Annotated in this window: 18 protein-coding genes and 1 pseudogene; 7 read left to right on the forward strand and 12 right to left on the reverse strand. The window is 59.1% G+C overall.

From position 1 onward, the window contains the following. Positions 1 to 30: 30 nt before the first annotated feature. A complete protein-coding gene (locus GHO03_RS14910) occupies positions 31 to 402 on the reverse strand; it encodes a GFA family protein (RefSeq protein WP_095002860.1) in 372 nt (123 codons plus the stop codon). Positions 403 to 585: 183 nt separating this feature from the next. Between GHO03_RS14910 and GHO03_RS14915 the strand changes: the two genes are divergently transcribed. Then, entirely contained in the window at positions 586 to 1,449 is an 864-nt protein-coding gene (locus GHO03_RS14915; RefSeq protein ID WP_095018626.1) for a sensor domain-containing diguanylate cyclase, read from the forward strand. A gap of 272 nt (positions 1,450 to 1,721) precedes the next feature. Beyond that, complete coding sequence (locus tag GHO03_RS14920; RefSeq protein WP_095002858.1) at positions 1,722 to 3,023, forward strand: MFS transporter; 1,302 nt, start codon at positions 1,722 to 1,724, stop codon at positions 3,021 to 3,023. A gap of 90 nt (positions 3,024 to 3,113) precedes the next feature. On the opposite strand, the gene GHO03_RS14925 is transcribed toward GHO03_RS14920, so the two are convergent. From GHO03_RS14925 to GHO03_RS14935, 3 genes are all read right to left on the reverse strand, one after another. Then, on the reverse strand, positions 3,114 to 3,653 hold the full coding sequence (locus tag GHO03_RS14925) for a DUF1523 family protein (RefSeq protein WP_095002857.1): 540 nt from the start codon (positions 3,651 to 3,653) through the stop codon (positions 3,114 to 3,116). Between the two features lie 254 nt (positions 3,654 to 3,907). Beyond that, complete coding sequence (locus GHO03_RS14930; RefSeq protein WP_095018628.1) at positions 3,908 to 5,017, reverse strand: DUF1615 domain-containing protein; 1,110 nt, start codon at positions 5,015 to 5,017, stop codon at positions 3,908 to 3,910. A 35-nt stretch (positions 5,018 to 5,052) separates the two neighbouring features. Beyond that, positions 5,053 to 5,382 (reverse strand): FKBP-type peptidyl-prolyl cis-trans isomerase, encoded by a 330-nt coding sequence (locus GHO03_RS14935; protein WP_256668610.1) that lies wholly within the window; start codon positions 5,380 to 5,382, stop codon positions 5,053 to 5,055. 318 nt (positions 5,383 to 5,700) lie between these two features. Here GHO03_RS14935 and GHO03_RS14940 point away from each other — a divergent pair, with 318 nt between their 5' ends. From GHO03_RS14940 to GHO03_RS14955, 4 genes are all read left to right on the forward strand, one after another. Next, complete coding sequence (locus tag GHO03_RS14940; protein WP_153400138.1) at positions 5,701 to 7,959, forward strand: FepA family TonB-dependent siderophore receptor; 2,259 nt, start codon at positions 5,701 to 5,703, stop codon at positions 7,957 to 7,959. Positions 7,960 to 8,062: 103 nt separating this feature from the next. Then, positions 8,063 to 8,353 carry an iron transporter gene (locus tag GHO03_RS14945; protein ID WP_095002853.1) on the forward strand — a complete coding sequence of 97 codons (291 nt, stop codon included), beginning with the start codon at positions 8,063 to 8,065 and terminating at the stop codon, positions 8,351 to 8,353. Then, positions 8,350 to 9,888, forward strand: coding sequence for a PepSY domain-containing protein (locus tag GHO03_RS14950; protein WP_153380871.1), 1,539 nt, complete (start codon positions 8,350 to 8,352; stop codon positions 9,886 to 9,888). The genes GHO03_RS14945 and GHO03_RS14950 overlap by 4 nt, the downstream gene beginning before the upstream one ends. Position 9,889: 1 nt before the next feature. After that, complete coding sequence (locus GHO03_RS14955; RefSeq protein ID WP_095002851.1) at positions 9,890 to 10,225, forward strand: DUF3325 domain-containing protein; 336 nt, start codon at positions 9,890 to 9,892, stop codon at positions 10,223 to 10,225. Between the two features lie 104 nt (positions 10,226 to 10,329). Here GHO03_RS14955 and GHO03_RS14960 read toward each other — a convergent pair whose 3' ends face one another. From GHO03_RS14960 to GHO03_RS14980, 5 genes and pseudogenes are all read right to left on the reverse strand, one after another. Beyond that, positions 10,330 to 10,998, reverse strand: a complete 669-nt coding sequence (locus tag GHO03_RS14960; protein ID WP_095002850.1) for an amino acid ABC transporter permease — start codon at positions 10,996 to 10,998, stop codon at positions 10,330 to 10,332. A 3-nt stretch (positions 10,999 to 11,001) separates the two neighbouring features. Further along, complete coding sequence (locus GHO03_RS14965; protein WP_153400139.1) at positions 11,002 to 11,730, reverse strand: amino acid ABC transporter permease; 729 nt, start codon at positions 11,728 to 11,730, stop codon at positions 11,002 to 11,004. A 134-nt stretch (positions 11,731 to 11,864) separates the two neighbouring features. Further along, positions 11,865 to 12,671, reverse strand: a pseudogene (locus tag GHO03_RS14970) (ABC transporter substrate-binding protein). A 117-nt stretch (positions 12,672 to 12,788) separates the two neighbouring features. After that, positions 12,789 to 13,658: a DMT family transporter gene (locus GHO03_RS14975; RefSeq protein WP_138738305.1), complete on the reverse strand. Its 870-nt coding sequence runs from the start codon at positions 13,656 to 13,658 to the stop codon at positions 12,789 to 12,791. Then, on the reverse strand, positions 13,655 to 14,416 hold the full coding sequence (locus GHO03_RS14980) for an iron-containing redox enzyme family protein (protein ID WP_238705515.1): 762 nt from the start codon (positions 14,414 to 14,416) through the stop codon (positions 13,655 to 13,657). Before GHO03_RS14980 ends, GHO03_RS14975 begins: the two co-directional genes overlap by 4 nt. Positions 14,417 to 14,558: 142 nt before the next feature. Between GHO03_RS14980 and GHO03_RS14985 the strand changes: the two genes are divergently transcribed. Continuing rightward, positions 14,559 to 15,437, forward strand: coding sequence for a LysR family transcriptional regulator (locus GHO03_RS14985; protein ID WP_095032047.1), 879 nt, complete (start codon positions 14,559 to 14,561; stop codon positions 15,435 to 15,437). Positions 15,438 to 15,575: 138 nt separating this feature from the next. Here the strand turns inward: GHO03_RS14985 and GHO03_RS14990 are convergent, their stop codons facing one another. The 3 genes from GHO03_RS14990 to yejB all read right to left on the reverse strand — a co-directional run. Continuing rightward, complete coding sequence (locus tag GHO03_RS14990; protein ID WP_153380873.1) at positions 15,576 to 17,183, reverse strand: ABC transporter ATP-binding protein; 1,608 nt, start codon at positions 17,181 to 17,183, stop codon at positions 15,576 to 15,578. 8 nt (positions 17,184 to 17,191) lie between these two features. Further along, complete coding sequence (locus GHO03_RS14995; RefSeq protein WP_153400140.1) at positions 17,192 to 18,214, reverse strand: ABC transporter permease; 1,023 nt, start codon at positions 18,212 to 18,214, stop codon at positions 17,192 to 17,194. Further along, positions 18,214 to 19,121: microcin C ABC transporter permease YejB (yejB, locus tag GHO03_RS15000; protein ID WP_153400141.1), on the reverse strand; the 908-nt coding region annotated here is incomplete at its 5' end. The genes yejB and GHO03_RS14995, both read right to left, overlap by 1 nt.

The raw sequence follows: 19,121 nt of genomic DNA on the forward strand, positions 1-19,121 counted from the left end.
TCGCCCTGACCCTCTCCCATAGGGCGAGGGTCAAACCCAGTGCACAGGCGAGTCGAGGTAAAGGTGTGTTTGCTTTTGTGCCACAAAGGGGCTGTCGAGCGTGCCCAGTGCTATGGAAATCCAGTCGGCAAATTCACCTTCGCTGCGTGACCAGAACAGGGTCGAACCGCACTGAGAGCAGAACTCGCGCAGCACTGACGGCGAAGAAGAGTAGGCCGTGATCCTGTCCGCCCCTTGGACTATCCGCAATGCGCTGCGCGCAATGCTGGCATAGGAAGCAAATGCTGCGCCATGGCCTTTGCGGCACTGTCCGCAATGGCAATGACTCACTGCTTTTGGCGTTGTGAGCAGTTCATAACGGACCGCTGCACACAGGCAGCTTCCTTGATATCGCCCTGTCATGGGTCGTCCCTGTGTTTGAGCAAATGCTGACTTTAGCACCTCGATGCAATCCGTTGGGTGTCACTGTTAGAGAGGCGGACGTCCGGATTTTGACGCCAAAAATGCCACATAAAATGGTAATTTGGCCATTGCTTTGCTATCAGGCTATGATCAAGGCGATTTTCAAATCGGACACCCTGAGCTATGGCCGTTGACCTGCAGGCGCTCTATCCCAAACTGATCCACCTGATGCTGGACACGGTGTTTGTGGTCGACAGGGACAACCGGATTGCCTTTGTCAGTGATGCCTGCCAGACCCTGCTCGGCTACCGTGCCGACGAGCTTACGGGGACCCTGATCACGGACTATATACACCCTGAAGACCTGGCGATTTCACGGGCCTCCATTGTTCGGGTCATGAATGGCCAGGCCCATGTCGATTTTCGCAACCGTTATGTGCGCAAGGATGGCGCTGTCGTGCATATCCTCTGGGCTGCCTTCTGGTCTGAGGATGTCGGTGCGCGGATCGGGGTTGCGCGGGACGTGACAGCCTTGAGGGCGGCCGAGGACGAATTGCGTTTTCTGGCCCATCACGACCCGCTGACCAAACTGACTAACCGCTCGCTGTTCAATGACCGCCTGGAATCTGCCCTGCGTGCGGCACATCGGCGCCAAGGCACCCTGGCCCTGCTGTTTGTGGATATGAATGACTTCAAGGACATCAATGATGTCTATGGGCATGCCATGGGCGATCGCGTGTTGTGCATGGCTGCGCAACGCCTGCACCGTTGTGTGCGCGAATCGGACACGGTGGCGCGCATGGGCGGTGATGAGTTCACCGTGCTGTTGACCGATATCCAGTCCGCGGACGACGTGGCCTGGAAAATCGAACAGATTACTGCGGCGATGGCCGAGCCGCTCGGGGCTGAATTCGGCGGGATCAAAATGCCGTCTTGCAGTATTGGCATGGCCTTTTACCCCGTGGACGGAGAGGATGCCGATACGTTGCTCAGCCATGCCGATGGCGACATGTACCGGATAAAAAGGCACGGTTCCAGAGCCGGGTAACAAGGGGGAGGGTACCTGCGTCAAAATGGCCTGACAAATCCCGGGCCGCGCTCTTCAACTTGTACCTGTCTGCGGCTACTATGCGCGCCCTGATTCTGCCTGGTCGATGCTTGTCTTGAGCCCTGCCTGTCACTCGCGGCCACGTCCGTGGCGTCGAGGATGCACAATCACACACCCCGGTTTTTCTGTCTCGCCCCGGCCTTTGCCGGCAGGTGCCGCTGTGCTTTTGCCCGAGCGGGTTATCCATTGATCAATGAGGTCTTGAGTCAATCATGTCTGTCCAATTGCTGGCGATGGCGCTGGCGCCGTTACTTGGGCTGTTTATCATCAGTATCGGCAACGGCATGCTTGCCTCGTTGACCACACTGCGCCTGGACACCATGGGCCAGTCGGCGACCATGGTCGGTATTGTGTCTTCCGCTTATTTTATCGGGCTGACCCTGGGCTCGATCTTCAATGACCGGCTGATCGTACGCATCGGTCATATCCGCGCCTACAGCTGCTTCGCGGCATTGATTGCCACCTCGATCCTGTTCCAGGGCATGTCATCCGAGCCCTGGACATGGTTTGTCCTGCGCCTGGTCAACGGTTGGGCCAGCGTCGGCGTATTCCTGGTGGTGGAAAGCTGGTTGTTGATGGCCGCCGACCCCAAGATTCGCGGGCGCCTGCTGGCTTTGTACATGATTGCCCTCTACGGTGCGGGGTTGCTGGGGCAGGTCAACCTGGGCGCCATTGCCCTGACCGGTGACACGGTGCCCTTTATGATCGCCGCCATATTGGCCTCGCTATCGTTGTTGCCCATTGTCATGTTGCCGCGGGCAACCCCGATTGTTGAGCGCGCAGAACCGCTGATGCCCTTGCAGTTGCTGCGTGCCACGCCCACCGGGGTGATTGGCTGTTTTGGTTCGGGTATTGCCATTGCCGCGGTGTATGCGTTGCTGCCCTTGTACCTGCAACGTATCGGCCTGGACGTGACCGAGGTCGGGCATATGATGGCCTGGGTGATTCTTGGCGCCATGCTGTTGCAGTACCCGGTCGGGCGCTGGTCGGACCATCAGGACCGGCATCTGGTATTGATCGTGCTGGGCGCTGCCTGCGCAGTGCTGTCATTGATCATCCTGATGCTGCCAGCGGGTTCGCCGTTACTGGTAGTGGCGTTTTTTCTGCTGGGGGGCGGTATCTTCGCGATTTACCCGGTGGCGGTCAGCCATGCGGCGGATCGGGCATCGTCGGGGGCGATTGTGAGCATGATCCAGGGCCTGTTGCTGATCAACTCCCTGGGCTGTGCCATCAGCCCGCTGGTGATTTCGCCGCTGATGACCCGGGTCGGTGAAGCCGGGCTATTCTGGGCCCTGGCCGCGCTGAACCTGGGCCTGGTGCTGCTGTTTGCCTGGCGTCGTGCCAAGGGCTCGGAGCCAGTGACCGCTGCACCCTTTACCGCGGCGGCACAAATGTCGGCCGTCGGGGTCGAGATGCGCGTCACCGAAGACCTGGCCCAGGCGGTGCTGGAGCATGAGCGCGAGGCCGATGGTGAGGTGTCAGACGAGTTGGCTGTTGCTACCGGCAAACCTTGAGGTCAAGGACTGCCGGTGTGGCCGTAGGGGAGGGTGTCGCGGGTGACCGATTCACGGCCCCTGGAATGCGCCCCCGCAGGGGCGCAGCGATCAATTGACCGGCATTTGCGGGCGACGTTTGACGCGACGCTTGATAAAGACGGCAATCACGATCAAGAGCAGTGCCAGCACGCTGAAGAACACCGTGTTGAACCAGGGGAAAGGCTCATCCCGGCTGTTGGTGGCTTCGATCGCGGTGATATTGGGAAATACTGAGAAGATCTTGATACGCCAGCCGTAGTAGCGGATCAGCGCCAGCTGGTTGGCATCGCGGGAGTAACCCTGGGCCTTGGCCTGGATATCGGCAGAGTCGAACTTGAAATACCAGGGGAAGGACCAGCCGGTGTCTTCGTTGCGATAAACCATGACCTCCTTGGTCACCGGGTCTTCAGTGTTGATGAAATACACATCCCGGGTCGGGCCGTCAGCCGGGTTTTCTGCGCTGATCACACCGTTGTGATCCATGCGCTTGACCTCAACCCCCGTGACCATCACCACATCGTGCTGGGGCAGAAAGTAAAACAGCCCCAGCCCCACGGCGCCGACTGCCAGCAGGATGACTCCCAGAATGATGCCTTTGAGCCATTTCATGCAAAAACCACGCACATATCAATTATTCCTGATGACTGTTGATTGAACTTGCGGCGCAGCTTATCGCAGCCTGCCCAAGGGACTACAAGGCCTGCATGCGCTGGCTACATAATTTGTAGCATTTTAGCTGTGCGTTTGCTCGCAGGCCTGCGCACCTCTCTTTGTGGCAGCGAGCCTGCTCGCGATACTGACGACAAGGTCTGTGAGGTAGATCGTGTCGATACCCTCGCGAGCAGGCTCGCTCCCACAGAAAATCAACGGCTGGCCGCTGCCCGGCTGATGCAACGCTGACGGCGTTCATCAACCCGCTGGGCAAACCAGGCGGTGGTCAGGTTGCGGGTGATTTTCGGGCTTTGCAGGGTGATGCCCGGTAATACCGCACGGGGCAGCGGCTTGCCTTGCTGGCGGTCGGCGAGGGCGAACACGTCCTGGTACAGGTCGGTTTCGTTGAAGTCCAGGCTGTCGCCTTTTTCAAGCTGACGGCGGATAGCGTTATTGCTCAGGCCCAGTTGCTTGCCCAGGGCGCGTACAGCCCGCTCGGTGGAGCCAACCGCGTAAGAGCCCGGAATAGTCAGGTCGCCATCCAGTGCCAGCGGTATGCCAGATGCACGGCTGACGGCATTCTGAAAAGCGGCATTGCGGCTGGCGTACCAGCCCGCGTTGAAGTCGGCAAAACGGTACAGCGACTGGTTGTAGTCCACCGGGTAACCGAGCAGATGGGCGATGCCGAAATACATGCCACCGCGGCGGGTGAAGACTTCCTGGCGGATCGAGTGGGCCACCGGGTAGGGATAGTCCCGTGCACGCTTTTCGGCAAAAGCGATGCTGACCTGCATTGGCCCGCCGGTATGCACCGGGTTCAAGCCGCCAAACAAGCTTTTGCCCAGTGGCACCATGCCGATGAAATCATCAAAAATGGCGCTCAACTGGCCCTCGGTGCGGGCCGCATCCAGGCGTTGGTTGTAGGTTTTACCGTCGGGCGAAGTGATGCTCAAGGCACTGCGCACTACAAATTCGGGGATATGCAGCTTGCCGGCGCGGCGGTTGATTTCGCTGCGGGCGATCTTGCCCAGGCCCGGTACCGGCGGGTCGGCCTGAAAGGTCGACTCCTGCTCGGTCACAGCCAGCACGGAACAGAGGTTTTCATCGGTGGCCGCCAGGCCCTGGGCAGTGAATGCGACCTGGATATCCGTTGCCCAGCCGGTGCGGTCTGCAACTTTGGCCGGGAGCAGTTGCACAATGCGGGCGCGGGTCTGGTCGGGAGTCCGGCTTGGCAGTGTTTGTGTGCTCTGACTGCTGCAACCTGCCAGTACCATTAGCGGAATAATCGGTAAACAACACCTGAAAAATCGATTCACCAGCATTTAACTCCCTATTAGTGCGCAACCTGCAGTCGCGCTCAATCGTCGCGTGTAAGCACTTCCAGCAGTTCGATCTCAAACCGCAGGTTGGAGTTCGGTGTGATATGCGCGCCCATGCTTCTTTCACCATAGGCCAGGTGCGCGGGTACCTGCAGTGCGCGCTTGCCGCCGACCTGCATGCCCATCAGGCCGATGTCCCAGCCCTTGATCACTCGCCCGGTGCCGATCACGCACTGGAACGGCTTGCCGCGCTGATGTGAAAAGTCGAATACCGTGCCGTCTTCGAGCCAGCCGGTGTAGTGCGTGGTAATCAGGGCACCTTTGACCACCGCTTTACCGTCGCCGGGTAACAGGTCAGTGATGTGCAGTTAGTCAGTCATGGCGATAAGGCTCAAAAAAGTAGGATGAAGGATTGTACAGGGCAGGGGGATTTCTTGATCCAAAGGCATTGTTACATTTTGTATTAATTATTTTATGTGGGAAAAGGCTCTAAAACAAAGGGATTGCGGAACTTGCAAATGAGTATTGCTGTCATTTGCGCTTTACTCTCAAATGAGAGCCCCTATCATCGCAGCCCTGGCAGTGCCGGGGAAAGCTAAACACGTAGGTCCTTTCGAGGTCGTGCGTCAGCAATTACCAGCCTTTGGCCTGCTGAGCACACTCCATTGTTAAGGGATCAACTGGACATGTCGTCTCGATTCAACCGCAGTCATCTTTCACTGGCTCTCATGGCCGCTCTGGCTTCGCCCACCCTGCTTGCCGACGCACTTGAGCGTGAGCGTGACGAAGTACCGGTAGAGGCCACCGATTTGCCGGTGGATGGCACCCGCCAGGCGTTGCAACTCGAAGAAACCCGTGTATTGGGCACTGCTGCCCAGGAGCTGAAGCAGGCACCCGGCGTGTCGATCATCACCGCCGAAGACATCAAGAAACGCCCGCCGGCCAATGACCTGTCCGACATCATTCGTCGCGAACCCGGGGTCAACCTCACCGGTAACAGTTCCAGCGGCGCCCGCGGCAATAACCGGCAGATCGACCTGCGTGGCATGGGCCCGGAAAACACCCTGATCCTCATCGACGGCAAGCCGTCTTCTTCGCGCAACGCCCAGCGCTATGGCTGGAGCGGCGACCGTGATACCCGCGGCGAAACCAACTGGGTACCGGCCGAAGAAGTCGAGCGCATCGAGATCCTGCGCGGCCCGGCAGCGGCGCACTACGGTTCAGGGGCAATGGGCGGGGTGGTCAATATCATCACCAAGCGTCCATCGGACAAGCTAAAAGGCTCGTTGACCGCCTATTACCTGGCGCCGGAAGACGACGCCGAAGGTGTCAGCAAACGCACCAACTTCAACCTCAGCGGGCCGATCACGGATGATCTGGTGTTTCGTGTGTATGGCGGCCTGAACAAGACCGATGCTGACGATCCGGGCATCAATACCGCTGCCCAGGCCTCCCCCGACAGCGTCGTGGCGGGCCGCGAAGGCGTGCGCAACAAAGACATCAACGGCCTGCTCAGCTGGCAATTCACCCCTGAGCAGAGCCTGGACCTGGAAGCCAGTTACAGCCGCCAGGGCAATATTTTTGCCGGCGACACCATGCTCAACAGCGGGGGTGACTTCGTCAACAGCCTGACCGGCAAAGAGACCAGCGTGCTACAGCGGAGCACCTTTTCGGCTACCCACAATGGTTCGTTTGACTGGGGCTCGACTTCGGCCTCGCTGACCCACGACCTGACCCGCAACGCGCGTCTCAACGAAGGCCTGGCCGGTTATGGTGAAGGTGCACCTTCTGCCAGCGCCGGCAGTTTTGAATCGCGTCTGCGCAATACCCGCGCTACAGGTGAGGTCAATCTGCCGCTGAACATGGGCACCGCCCAGGTACTGACTCTGGGTGGTGAATACCTCTACGAGTCGCTCAATGACCCGGGCTCGTTGCGTCCGCAAAGCTGGGATCCGGGGGCTGACGGTACACCCGGCCTGCCGGGTACGGACCGTACGCAAACCAAAACCACGGCCAACAGCTATGCGTTCTACGTCGAAGACAATATCGAAGTCGGCGCCAAAACCATCGTTACCCCCGGCGTGCGCTTCGATCACCACAGCGAATTTGGCGGCAACTGGAGCCCGAGCCTCAACGCCTCGCATCAGCTCACCGATGAGTTGAGCATCAAGGGCGGTATTGCCCGGGCCTACAAGACCCCGAACCTGTACCAGTCCAACCCCAACTACCTGCTGTACAGCCGCGGTGGTGGCTGCAGCTCGGTTGAAGTGAATATCGGTGGCTGCTACCTGGTGGGTAACCCGGATCTCAAACCGGAAATCAGCGTCAACAAAGAGATCGGTCTGGCGTTCGACAAGGGCACCTGGCGCACCAGTGCCACCTATTTCCGCAACGACTACCAGAACAAGATCAATGCCAGCAACGAATCGGCATTCCGCCTGCCCAACGGCCGTCGCGTGCTGCAATGGGAAAACAGCGGCAAGGCCATCGTCCAGGGGGTGGAAGGCAACCTGTTTGTCAGCTTGCGTGAGGATCTGGACTGGAACACCAACCTGACCTACATGATCGAAAGCAAGGACAAGGAAACCGGCGACCCGCTGAGCATCATTCCCAAGTACACCGTCAACACCATGCTCGACTGGTACGCCACCGAAAAACTGTCGTTCCAGGTCAGCGGGACTTACTACGGCAAGCAGGAAGCGCCCAAGCGCAACAACCGCGCCAATGAAGCACTGGACAAGTCGGTGCAGCAGCCCGTCGATCCTTATGGTCTGGTGGGCTTGAGCAGCGGCTATGAGTTCAACAAAAACTTCAGTGTGCGGGTGGGCATCAACAACCTGTTCGACAAGCAACTGTACCGCAAGGGCAACTCGGACGAGGCGGGCGCGCAAACCTACAACGAGGCAGGCCGTGCGTACTTTGCGTCTGTGACCAGTTCGTTCTGACAACACCGCGGCCCATGCAGGCGCGACATCCGTGAAAACGGGTGTCGCGCCGTTGTCGCATCTGGCGCAGGCAAAAACCGGAGCTCGATAGAGGATTGAACACATGAAACTTGCAACGTCGGCCTGGGCGCCGATCGTGTCTCGCACACTGGCAGCACTGGTTGGTGGTTATGTCTTTACCTATGCCTTTACTGCGGCATTGGCGCGGCTGCTGCCGCTGGACAATGTAGACGCGATGATCGTCGCCAGCCTGCTGTCGTTTGTGATCTACACCTTCGCCATTTTGTGGGCATTTGCTGCCCGCCACCAGTGGTCGGCCTGGATGGGCGCGGTGCTCGCCGTGCCCCTGGCCGCCATCGGTTTTTGGCCGCAACTGCTGGAGCGACTGGGATGAAACAGACCCTGACCCAATCCATGGCCTGGCTGCACACCTGGGGTGGCCTGATCGTCGGCTGGTTGTTGTTCGTGATCTTTTTGACCGGCAGCCTGGCCGTGTTCGATCAGGAGATCGACAACTGGATGACCCCCGAGCTGCCGGCCCACCACCTGACCGATGAGCAGGCCGCGCAACGCGCACTGAGCTACTTGCAGACGCACAAGGCTGACGCAAAACAGTGGGGTATCAGCCTGCCCTATGAGCGCTCGCCGCAATTGCAGGCCTCCACCGGCGGGCGCCGTGATGGCGTGTCGGTGACCCTGGACCCGGATACCGGCGAGGTGATGCCGGTTCGCGAAACGGTAGGAGGGCGGTTTTTCTTTCTGTTCCACTTCACCCTGCACATGCCGCGCATGATCGGCATTTACCTGGTGGGTGCGCTGGCCATGGGCATGCTCGCGGCTTTGGTCAGCGGCATCGTGATCCACAAGAAGTTCTTCAAGGAATTCTTCACCTTTCGTCCCGCCAAAGGTCAGCGCTCGTGGCTTGACGCGCACAACGCCAGTGCCGTGCTGTTGCTGCCTTTTCACTTGATGATCACCTACACCGGGCTGGCGATTTTTCTGGTGATCTATATGCCTGCGGCCATGGATGCATTGTTCGATGGTGACCGCGAGGCCTTTTTCAAGGCGCAGGACAAGGCGCCGGCCAGCGTTGCCGTACAGCGCCCGGCAACCGCAGAGCCTGCACCGCTGGTGGCCCTGGGGCCGTTGCTGAGCCAGGCCCGGGCTGTCATGGGGCCGTTGGGCGGGATCAGCATCAGCAACCCCGGCATGAGCAATGCCGAAATCCAGATTCGTCCGATCCTGGGCAATCGCATTGCCCTGACCAAGGGCCAGGGCATGCGCTTTGACGGCGTCACCGGCGAGCAGTTGGCCGGCCCCACTGAAATGCGCCCAACGGTGCTGACCCATCGGGTGATTTCCGGGCTGCACTTTGCCCAGTTCGGCGGTTACCCGATGCGCTGGCTGTACTTTATTTGCGGGCTGATCAGCAGCGCCATGATCGCCAGCGGGCTGGTGCTGTTCACCGTCAAGCGGCGGCGCAAGTACGCCAGCGAAGGTCGGGTTGCCCAGGTGCTTTACCGTTTAGTCGAGGCGATCAATGTCACCGTTATGGCGGGCTTGAGCCTGGCTTGTATCAGCCTGTTGTGGGGCAACCGGCTGTTGCCGTCGGGGATGACCGAACGGGCGGATGCTGAATTGAATGTGTTCTTTGGCATGTGGGCGTTGAGCTTTGCCCATGCCTTGCTGCGCCCGCGCATGCAGGCCTGGCGCGAGCAACTCGGGTTGGCGGGAGGGTTGTGCCTGGCCTTGCCGTTGTTGAGTGTCTTCACCGTCAACCGGCCTTGGGCACTGCACAGCTGCATGGGCGTCGAGCTGACTGCTATGGCCCTGGGCGCTTTGTTGCTGTGGGCCTGCTGGAAAGTCTCGCAACCGGCGGTTGAGCGGGTGCCACGTAAAAAAACCGCCGTCATGGCCGAGGTAAATTGAGATGCTGGCTGATTATTTTGCTGCACTGGCGTTCGCTTACATCGGCATGCTTACCTTGTGCCAGGGGTTGGAGCGTCATTACAAACAGGTGTGGGGAAAGCCGCCTGCGGCCCGCTTGCGCCGTGTGCTACGGGTTGCCGGTTGGCTAAGCCTGGGGCTGAGTTTCTGGTTTTGCGGGTTGGCCTGGGGCTGGGCGATGGGGCCGGTGGGCTGGTTTGGCATGATCTCGTTGAGCGGTTTTAGCCTGCTGATGCTGTTGCCGTATCGGCCGCGACTGGCCGTGTGGCTGCCAATGGGCTTTGTGCCGGTTTGGGCGGTGATCGCAACCTTGCACTGATCGTTGTGGGAGCGGGCCTGCCCGCGATTTGGACAACGCGGTCTGCCAGGCAAACCGCAGTGATGCCATCGCGAGCAAGCCCGCTCCCACAGGTGAGAAGGTGGTTAGCGCTTGACCCACCGATTGGCCATCCAGTCCAGGCCACTGCACAACACAAAGTACACCAGCGCCACAAACAGGAAGATTTCCGTCGGGTGCACCATCACCCGGTTGCTGATCTGGGTGGCAACAAACGACAGCTCGCCGACCCCGATCACGTACGCCAGCGAGGTGTCCTTGATCAGTGAAATCCATTGGTTGAGGAAGGAGGGCAGCATCATCGGCAGGGCCTGCGGCAGAATGATCAGACGCAACACTTGCCAGCTACCCAGGCCGAGAGCCTTGCCCGCCGCCCATTGCCCGGCCGGCAGGCTGCTGATCCCGGCATACACCGAGTGGGCCAGGTACGCACCGCCGATCAACGACAGCGCACACACCACGGTGGCCAGCGCGGGTACATCGACCTTGAACAGGATGGGCAGCAGGAAGTAACTCCAGAAAATCAGCATCACCACCGGAATTGCCCGCAAAAAGCCCAGCACACCCAACAACAGCCAGCGCACCTTGCCGCGAATCATCACCAGGGCAATGCCCAGCACCAGCCCCAGCAGTGCCGAGATGATCCCCGACAACAGGCTGAGCAGCAGCGTCAGTGCTGCACCGCCCAAAGGTCCGTTGGGCCAGGCGCCGAGCATGAAATACGAAAAGTTGTCGCTGATAACCGAAAAATCCATGACTTACACCCCTCCCTGGCGATACCACTTGCTGCGTGCAATCAATTGGCCAAGTACTTCGAGCAAGGCAATGCTGGCCACATACAGCAGAGTGGCAAAACCGAAGGCCTGAAAGGTCTTGAAGGTTTCGGTCTCGACCTGACGCGAGGCGTAGGACAGCTCGGCCAAGCCAATGGCCATGGTCAGAGACGAGTTTTTCAGGGCGTTCATATACTGGCCCAGCAACGGTCCCAACGCCGTGCGCAGCGCCTGCGGGAACACGATATAGCGCCACACCTGTGCCGGCCTCAAGCCCAGCGCCAGACCTGCCGCCCGTTGTTCCACCCGCACCGAACTGACACCGGCGCGAAACTCCTCGCAAATAAAAGCGGCGGTGTAGAGCATCAGCCCCCAGAACCCGGCGAGAAACTCAAACGACGGCCAGTCAACTTCAAACAGCCCCAGTGACAGGCTGCGCGGCTGGTTGAGCCACATCACCAGCCCTTCGGGCAGCATGGCCGTGACCCCGAAGTACCAGAAAAACAGCTGCACCAGCAGTGGCGTGTTGCGAAACAGGGCCAGGTAGGCCCGTGCCGGCCACGACCACACACGCAAAGGCGAGATGCGTGCCAGGTACAGCAAAAACCCCAGCCCGGTAGCCACCAGGCAGGTCAGCAGGGAAAGGATCAGGGTGAGGACAAAACCATCGAGCAACCAGTGCAGGTATTGCGGGGCAAGCAGTTCACCGAACATAGAAACAGCGTCCATCCAGAAACGAGCAAACCCGTCCGGTTGACCGTGACGGGCTGAAGGAGACAGGAACTGTGGGAGCGAGCCTGCTCGCGAAAAGTCTTCGCGATCAGGCTCGCTCCCACAGAGGCAGTGGCTTAGCTCTTGTCGCCAATCTTGTACAGGCGGGTCAGCGGGGTCTTGGTGGTCGGGCCGAACCAGGCGTCATAAATGCCCTGGGCCTTGCCCTGGGCTTCGAGGTCGGTGAGGGTCTGGTTGACCACCTCGGTCAGGCGCGCTTCGCCTTTAGGAATACCGACACCGATCAGGTCATTGGAAATGGTGAACGGCGGCACTTCGTATTTGTCCTTGTCCGGCACATTGGCCAGCAGGCCGATCAGCTTCGGGCCGTCCTGGGTGATGGCCTGGACGTTACCGTTGCGCAGGGCAGTGAAGGCGAACGGGGTGTCATCGTAGGCCACCACTTTGGCACCGGGGAATTTCTCGCGCAGCACGCCTTCATTGACCGTGCCCTTGTCCACCCCTACGCGCCATTTGTTCAGCTCCTCGGGGGATGTGAGGGTGCCTTTCTTGACGATAAATTACTGGCCCGAAGCAAAGTACGGAATGCTGAAATTCACCTGCTCGGCGCGCTCGGGGGTGATGGTGAAGTTGGCCAGTACCAGGTCCACCTTGTTGGCCACCAGTAGCGGTACGCGGTTGGCCGGGTTGGTTGGCTGCAACTGCAACTTCACGCCCAGCTTGTCGGCGATGGCCTTGGCGTAGTCGACGTCGAGGCCTTCGATCTGCTTGCTGTTGGCATCGACAAAACCAAAGGGCGGGTTGCTGTCGAAGGACGCCACGCGCAGCACACCGGATTTTTTGATGTCATCCAGACGATCGGCATGGGCCAGGCCAGACAGGACAGCCAGGGTCAGGGCGGTGAGGGCAGTGAATTTTTTCATTTCGTTCTCATCATGAGTTGGAAGAGTTATGACGAGAGTCTTGCAGGAAAATTAGCTTTTAAAAAAGAATATAAAATGATTTATATATTCATTTTAGGAATAACAAAAAGCATGTCTTTACCGCACGCGACTCATCGCCATCACACTGGCTAATATGATGGCTGCGCCGGCCATCACCCCCATCGACACGGTGCTGCCCAACACGACGGCCGCCATCACCATTGCCACCGGCGGGATCAAATACATGACTCCTACTACGCGACTGACCTCGGCGCGGGCCAACACAAAGGCCCAGAACAGATAGGCCAGGGCGCTGGGGAAAATCCCCAGCAGTAACACCGCCCCGTTCACCCGGGCCGGCGCATTCAAGACTGCATCCACGAGCCCCGGCACGTATACACCCAGCAGCAAGGTCCCGCTCCAGATCGTGTAGCACACCAGAGTCAAAGGGCTGTAGCGGTTGGAGTAATGTTTTTGCAAGGCGAAATAGACGCTCCAGGAAAACGCCGCGAGCAAAACCAGCAAGCCCTGGGGCCTGAACCCTGCGAGGCCTTTATCGCTGATCACCACCACCAGCGCGCCCAGAAACCCCACAGCCACCCATAACCAGCGCCAGCCGCTGACAGTTTCTTTCAAAAACACCCGTGCGATCAGGGTGCTGAACAGTGGTGCGGATTGTGCCAACACGCTGGACGCGCCGGGGCTGATCCAGCGCTGGCCGAAATTGAGCGCCACGTGATGCAGCACAATGGCGAAAAAGCCCAGCACGATCAGCCAGGGCACATCCCTGAGCCGGGGCAGGCCAATGCGCAACACCAGCGCAACAGCCGCCATAAAGACCGAGGCAATCAAAAACCGCAGCAACGCCAGATGCCCCGGAGAATAATCCTGCAGGCCGATGTTTATCCCGATCGGTGAATAGGCCCAGCACAGTACGACAGCGGCCAGGGCTGCGATTATTTGCTTCCTTGTGTGCGAACACTTCAAATGTTTATTTCCAACGTCTTAGCGTCTTCAATAGCTCGTGCTATTCCGTTCCAGTAGTTTTCTGTGATGTCGAGAAAGCGTTTGAAGCCAATGGTTAGTTCGGCCAAATCAGCTTCGTTGCTGCACTCAAGCGCTGCTGCTATTAGTGACTGAACTTTATGCTCTTTTTCAGCTTCTCCAATATGGATGTAAAAATATTCACACCACTCGTGGAATTCATCATTGTTGGAATACAAGTTTTGATAATTTCGTGCGCCCTCGTATAAACGTGTCAGCATTGAATACGCAAGCCACTCTTGGGCAAGCAGTGCTCCTAGAGCATGACTTGACGGTCGTCCTTGCTCAGCGGGTGCATACAGTGCTTCCTGCTCTGCAATAAAGAGATGTGTTGAGGGTAAGACCTCTCCCGCCTCTAACTCGTCCAAGGTGTATTTTCTTCCGGCTAGACGACTTAACAGGTCAAGTAAGTACTTTTCTAAAAGCACACTGTGTGCTTTTTTTGCATCGCCGTTGCCTAACTCAGAGTATAGGTTTTTGACGATTTCTGCTCTTGCTGAAATGTGCTTTGCATGTAAAAAAGAAAGCGCGACCATCAAGGCTGTACGACATGTCCTGGCCCAATAATTTTGCGCAAATATTTCTACCTCCCGGAGCTTCATTGGAGAGCCTAACCAGCGTTGATAGAATGCGTTGTTCAGCGCGCCATGGTCAAAGACGGAATGTGCCAATGCTTCAATAACTGCCTCTTTAGTGTCCACGCTGTCCACTCCATTATGGTTTTTATTTTTTGGGGGTCACTGTCTTGATTCAACAAAGCTATTTACAGACCTCAAATTTTGTCAGTTTATTAATTCATGACAAGTGATATATAAAGATTTCTGTAATCATCAGGAGTGAACCATGGAGCTTAGCCAGTTGCGTATGGTCAAGTCGGTGGCAGAGTGCGGCAGCATCGCGCTGGCGGCTCAGCAACTGCATTGCGTGCCGTCGAATATCACCACCCGGATCAAACAGCTGGAGAGTGAGCTGGGCACCGCGTTGTTTACCCGTGCGGGCCGGGGGTTGTGCATCAGCCCGGCGGGCCAGGTGTTTGTCGGCTATTGCGAGCAGATCCTGGCGCTGGTCGACCAGGCCCGGCGTGCCGTGCAGCCCCATGCCGTGCCTGCGGGCAAGCTGCGTATCGGCGCGATTGAGTCCTGTGCCACAGGGCGGTTGCCGCCGATGCTGGCCGAGTTCCATCAGCGCTATCCGCATGTGACCCTGGAACTGGTCACTGGGCAATGGCGGCAACTGATTGATGATGTGCAGCACCACCGGCTCGACGGCGCCGTGATTGCAGGGGGCATCGATCAGCCAAAACTTACAAAAACCCCGCTTTATCACGAGCCCCTGATAGTGATTGCCAGCCCGGCACTCGCACCGCTTACGGGTCTTGGGGATATGCATCAACACACGGTGTTCGCCTGGCCACCCGGTTGCCCGTACCGCGCCGTATTGGCGCGAGGGTTGGCGGTGCAGGGGCTTGAAGTCAACTGGGTCGATTACGCCAGTTGGGGCAGTATTATTGGTTGCGTCAGGGCGGGTGCGGGTCTGGCGTTGGTGCCTGAAGGGCTACTTGAGCATTTTGGCGTTTGCGTTCAGTTGGCACGCTACCGATTTGCCGAACTGGAGCCGGTCCCTAACCAGTTTTACTGGCACAGTGAAACCGGCCATCACAGTGCCCGGGAGGCGTTTGCCGAGTTGTTGGCCGAGCTTGTAGACCCTGCCGACACCTTGTAGCCGCTGACGAGCGGAGCGAGGCTGCGATCGGCTGCGCAGCAGTCGCAAAATCTGATACCGCGGAGTGCCAGTTGAGTCCGCTGCCCAGGTTTTACGGCCGCTGCGCAGCCGATCGCAGCCTGCGTTCCTCGTCAGCGGCTACACCGCATCGGCAAGCGCAGTTTTCCGCATCTTCAAGCTGCTGGCCTGCAGCAATTCCCGGGTATAGGGGTGTTGCGGGTTGTCGAAGATGGACTGCGCATCCCCTTGTTCCACCACCTTGCCGTCCTTGATCACGATCATGTCGTGGGCCAGGGCATGCACCACCGCCAGGTCGTGGCTGATAAACAGGTAGGTCAGGCCATGCCGGGCCTGCAGGTCGCGCAGCAGGTCGACCACCTGTTTTTGCACCGTGCGGTCCAGGGCCGAGGTGGGTTCGTCGAGCAGTATCAGCTCCGGTTCCATGACCAGCGCCCTGGCAATGGAGATGCGCTGGCGCTGCCCGCCCGAGAACTCATGGGGGTAGCGATGACGGCTTTGCGGGTCCAGGCCCACTTCCTGCAAGACCCGGATCACCGCCGCCTCGCGCTCTTGCTCAGTGCCAATGTCATGGGCCAGCAAGCCTTCGCTGATGATCTGCTGCACCGACATGCGCGGGCTCAGGCTGCCAAACGGGTCCTGGAACACCACCTGCATTTGCCGGCGCAACGGGCGCAACAGGTTCTGGCTGAGGATGTTCAGTTGTTTATTACCGAAGCGGATTTCGCCCTCTGAGTCCACCAGCCGCAAAATAGCCTGGCCAAGGGTCGATTTGCCCGAGCCGGACTCGCCGACGATGCCCAAAGTGCGGCCTTTTTTCAGTTCAAAACTGACCCCATCCACCGCCTTGATAAAGTGTCGCTCGCGGCTGAACAGCGGTTTTGGCAGGGGGAACCAGACTTTCAGGTTGTCCACTTGCAGCACGTTGTGACGGTGCTCTCCCGGTACCGGTCGGCCACTGGGCTCGGCCTCGATCAGCATGCGGCTGTAGGGGTGCTTCGGCTCGTTGAACAGGGCCTCGCAACTGGCCTGCTCGACAATCTCGCCACCGCGCATCACGCACACGCGCTGGGCAATCTTGCGCACCAGATTGAGGTCGTGGCTGATCAGCAGCAACGACATGCCCAGGCGCTGTTGCAGGTCGATCAGCAGTTCGAGGATTTTTTGCTGCACCGTCACGTCCAGCGCCGTGGTCGGCTCATCGGCGATCAGCAGTTCCGGCTCATTGGCCAGGGCCATGGCGATCATCACCCGCTGGCGCTGCCCGCCAGACAGTTGGTGCGGATAGGCATTGAGGCGCTTGGCCGGTTCGCGGATGCCCACCAGTTCCAGCAGCTCCAGGGTGCGCTGCCGCGCAGCGCGGGTTTTCAGGCCCTTGTGGGTGATAAGGATTTCACTGATCTGTTTTTGCACGGTGTGCAACGGGTTGAGCGAGGTCATCGGCTCCTGGAAGATCATCGCAATGCGGTTGCCGCGCAAGCTGCGCAACTGGGCTTCGCTGGCATGCACCAGATCGACACCGTCGTAGCGGATGCTGCCTTGGGTCTCTACAGCCTTGCCGGGCAGCAGGCGCAGGATCGAATGCGCGGTTACCGACTTGCCCGAGCCCGACTCGCCCACCAGCGCCATACACTCGCCACGGCGGATATCGAGGTTGATGCCGTGAACCACTTCTGCCCCGGCAAAGCTCACGCGCAAGTCGCGGATTTCAATCAGTGTGTTGGTCATGTCAATTCTCAGGTCCGGGGATCGAAGGCGTCGCGGCAGGCTTCGCCGATAAACACCAGTAGCGACAGGATCAGCGCCAGGGCGCAGAACGCAGTCAGGCCCAGCCAGGGTGCTTGCAGGTTGCGCTTGGCCTGGCCGATCAGTTCACCCAGCGAGGCGGTGCCTGGCGGCATGCCAAAACCAAGAAAATCCAGCGCGGTGAGCGTGGCGATCGCGCCCGTCAAAATAAACGGCAGGTAGGTCAGGGTAGAAGTCATGGCGTTGGGCAGGATATGCCGACGCATCAGCGCACCGTCGGTGAGGCCCAGTGCCCGCGCCGCCTTGACGTATTCCAGATTGCGTCCGCGCAGGAATTCAGCGCGCACCACGTCCACCAGTGCCAGCCAGCTGAACAACGCCATAATCCCCAGCAGCCACCAGAAGCTGGGCGCCACGAACCCGGACAGGATGATCAGCAGATACAGCACTGGCAATCCCGACCATACCTCTTGCAGACGCTGGCCGAGCAGGTCTACCAGGCCGCCGTAGAAGCCCTGGAAGGCCCCGGCACTGATGCCCACGACAGCGCTGATGGCGGTCAGGATCAAGGCAAACAGGATTGAAATCCGTGCACCGAAAATCACCCGTGCCAGTACGTCCCGTGCCTGATCGTCGGTGCCCAGCCAGTGAGTCGCGGAAGGCGGGCTGGGGGCTGGCTCCTTGAGGTCGTAATTGACCGTGTCGTAGCTGAACGGGATCGGCGCGAAAAGCATCCAGCCGCCCTGGTCGGCAATCAGTTTGCGTACGTAGTCGCTGCTGTAGTCGGGCTCGAACGGCAGTTCGCCACCAAAGTCGGTTTCGACGTAGCTGGAGACGATCGGGAAGTACCAATGGTCCTTGTAGTGAATGGCCAGCGGCTTGTCGTTGGCGATCAGCTCACCGCCCAGGCATAGGGTGAACAGCGCAACAAAGATCCACAGCGACCACCAGCCACGGCGGTTGGTCCTGAAGTGGGCAAGGCGGCGACGGCCCAGAGGAGAGAGGGTAAACATCAGGCAGTCCTCGCCGAAAAGTCGATACGGGGATCGAGCAGGGTGTAGCAGAGGTCGCCGATCAGTTTGATCAGCAAGCCGAACAGGGTGAACAGAAACAGCGTGCCGAACACCACTGGATAGTCCCGTGACACTGCGGCCTCGTAGCTCATGCGGCCGATACCGTCGAGGTTGAAGATGGTTTCAATCAGCAGGGAGCCAGCAAAGAACACCTCGATCAGCGCCTGGGGAATCCCGGCCACCACCAGCAGCATGGCGTTGCGCATCACATGGCCGTAGAGCACACGGCGTTCGGTCAGGCCCTTGGCCCGTGCCGTGACCACATACTGGCGGCTGATTTCGTTGAGAAAGCTGTTTTTGGTGAGGATAGTCAGGGTGGCAAAGCCGCCGATCACCAGCGCCGACACGGGCAGCACCATATGCCACAGGTAGTCGCCGATCTTGCCGAAGAAACTCAGGCTGGTGAAGTTGTCCGAGACCAGCCCTTGCACCGGAAACCAACTGACATAGCTGCCGCCGGCAAACACCACGATCAGCAAAATGGCGAATAAAAACGCCGGCATGGCGTAGCCGATGATGATCGCGGTGCTGGTCCATATATCGAAGGCGCTGCCGTTGTGGATGGCTTTGCGGATGCCCAGCGGTATCGAGATCAGGTAGGTGATCAACGTCGCCCATAATCCCAGGGAGATGGTCACAGGTAGCTTCTGCAGGATCAGGTCAGTGACTTTGGCACCGCGGAAAAAACTGCTGCCGAAATCCAGCTGCGCATAGTTTTTGAGCATCAGCCACAGACGCTCGTGCATGGGTTTGTCGAAGCCGTAATGCTTGGTGATCTCTTCGATCAGCGCTGGGTCCAGGCCACGGCTGCTGCGGCTGGCACCGCCACCGCCACCCGCCATGTCGC

It is taken from the genome of Pseudomonas sp. FSL R10-1339, assembly GCF_009600545.1.
Lineage (GTDB): Bacteria > Pseudomonadota > Gammaproteobacteria > Pseudomonadales > Pseudomonadaceae > Aquipseudomonas > Aquipseudomonas bubulae.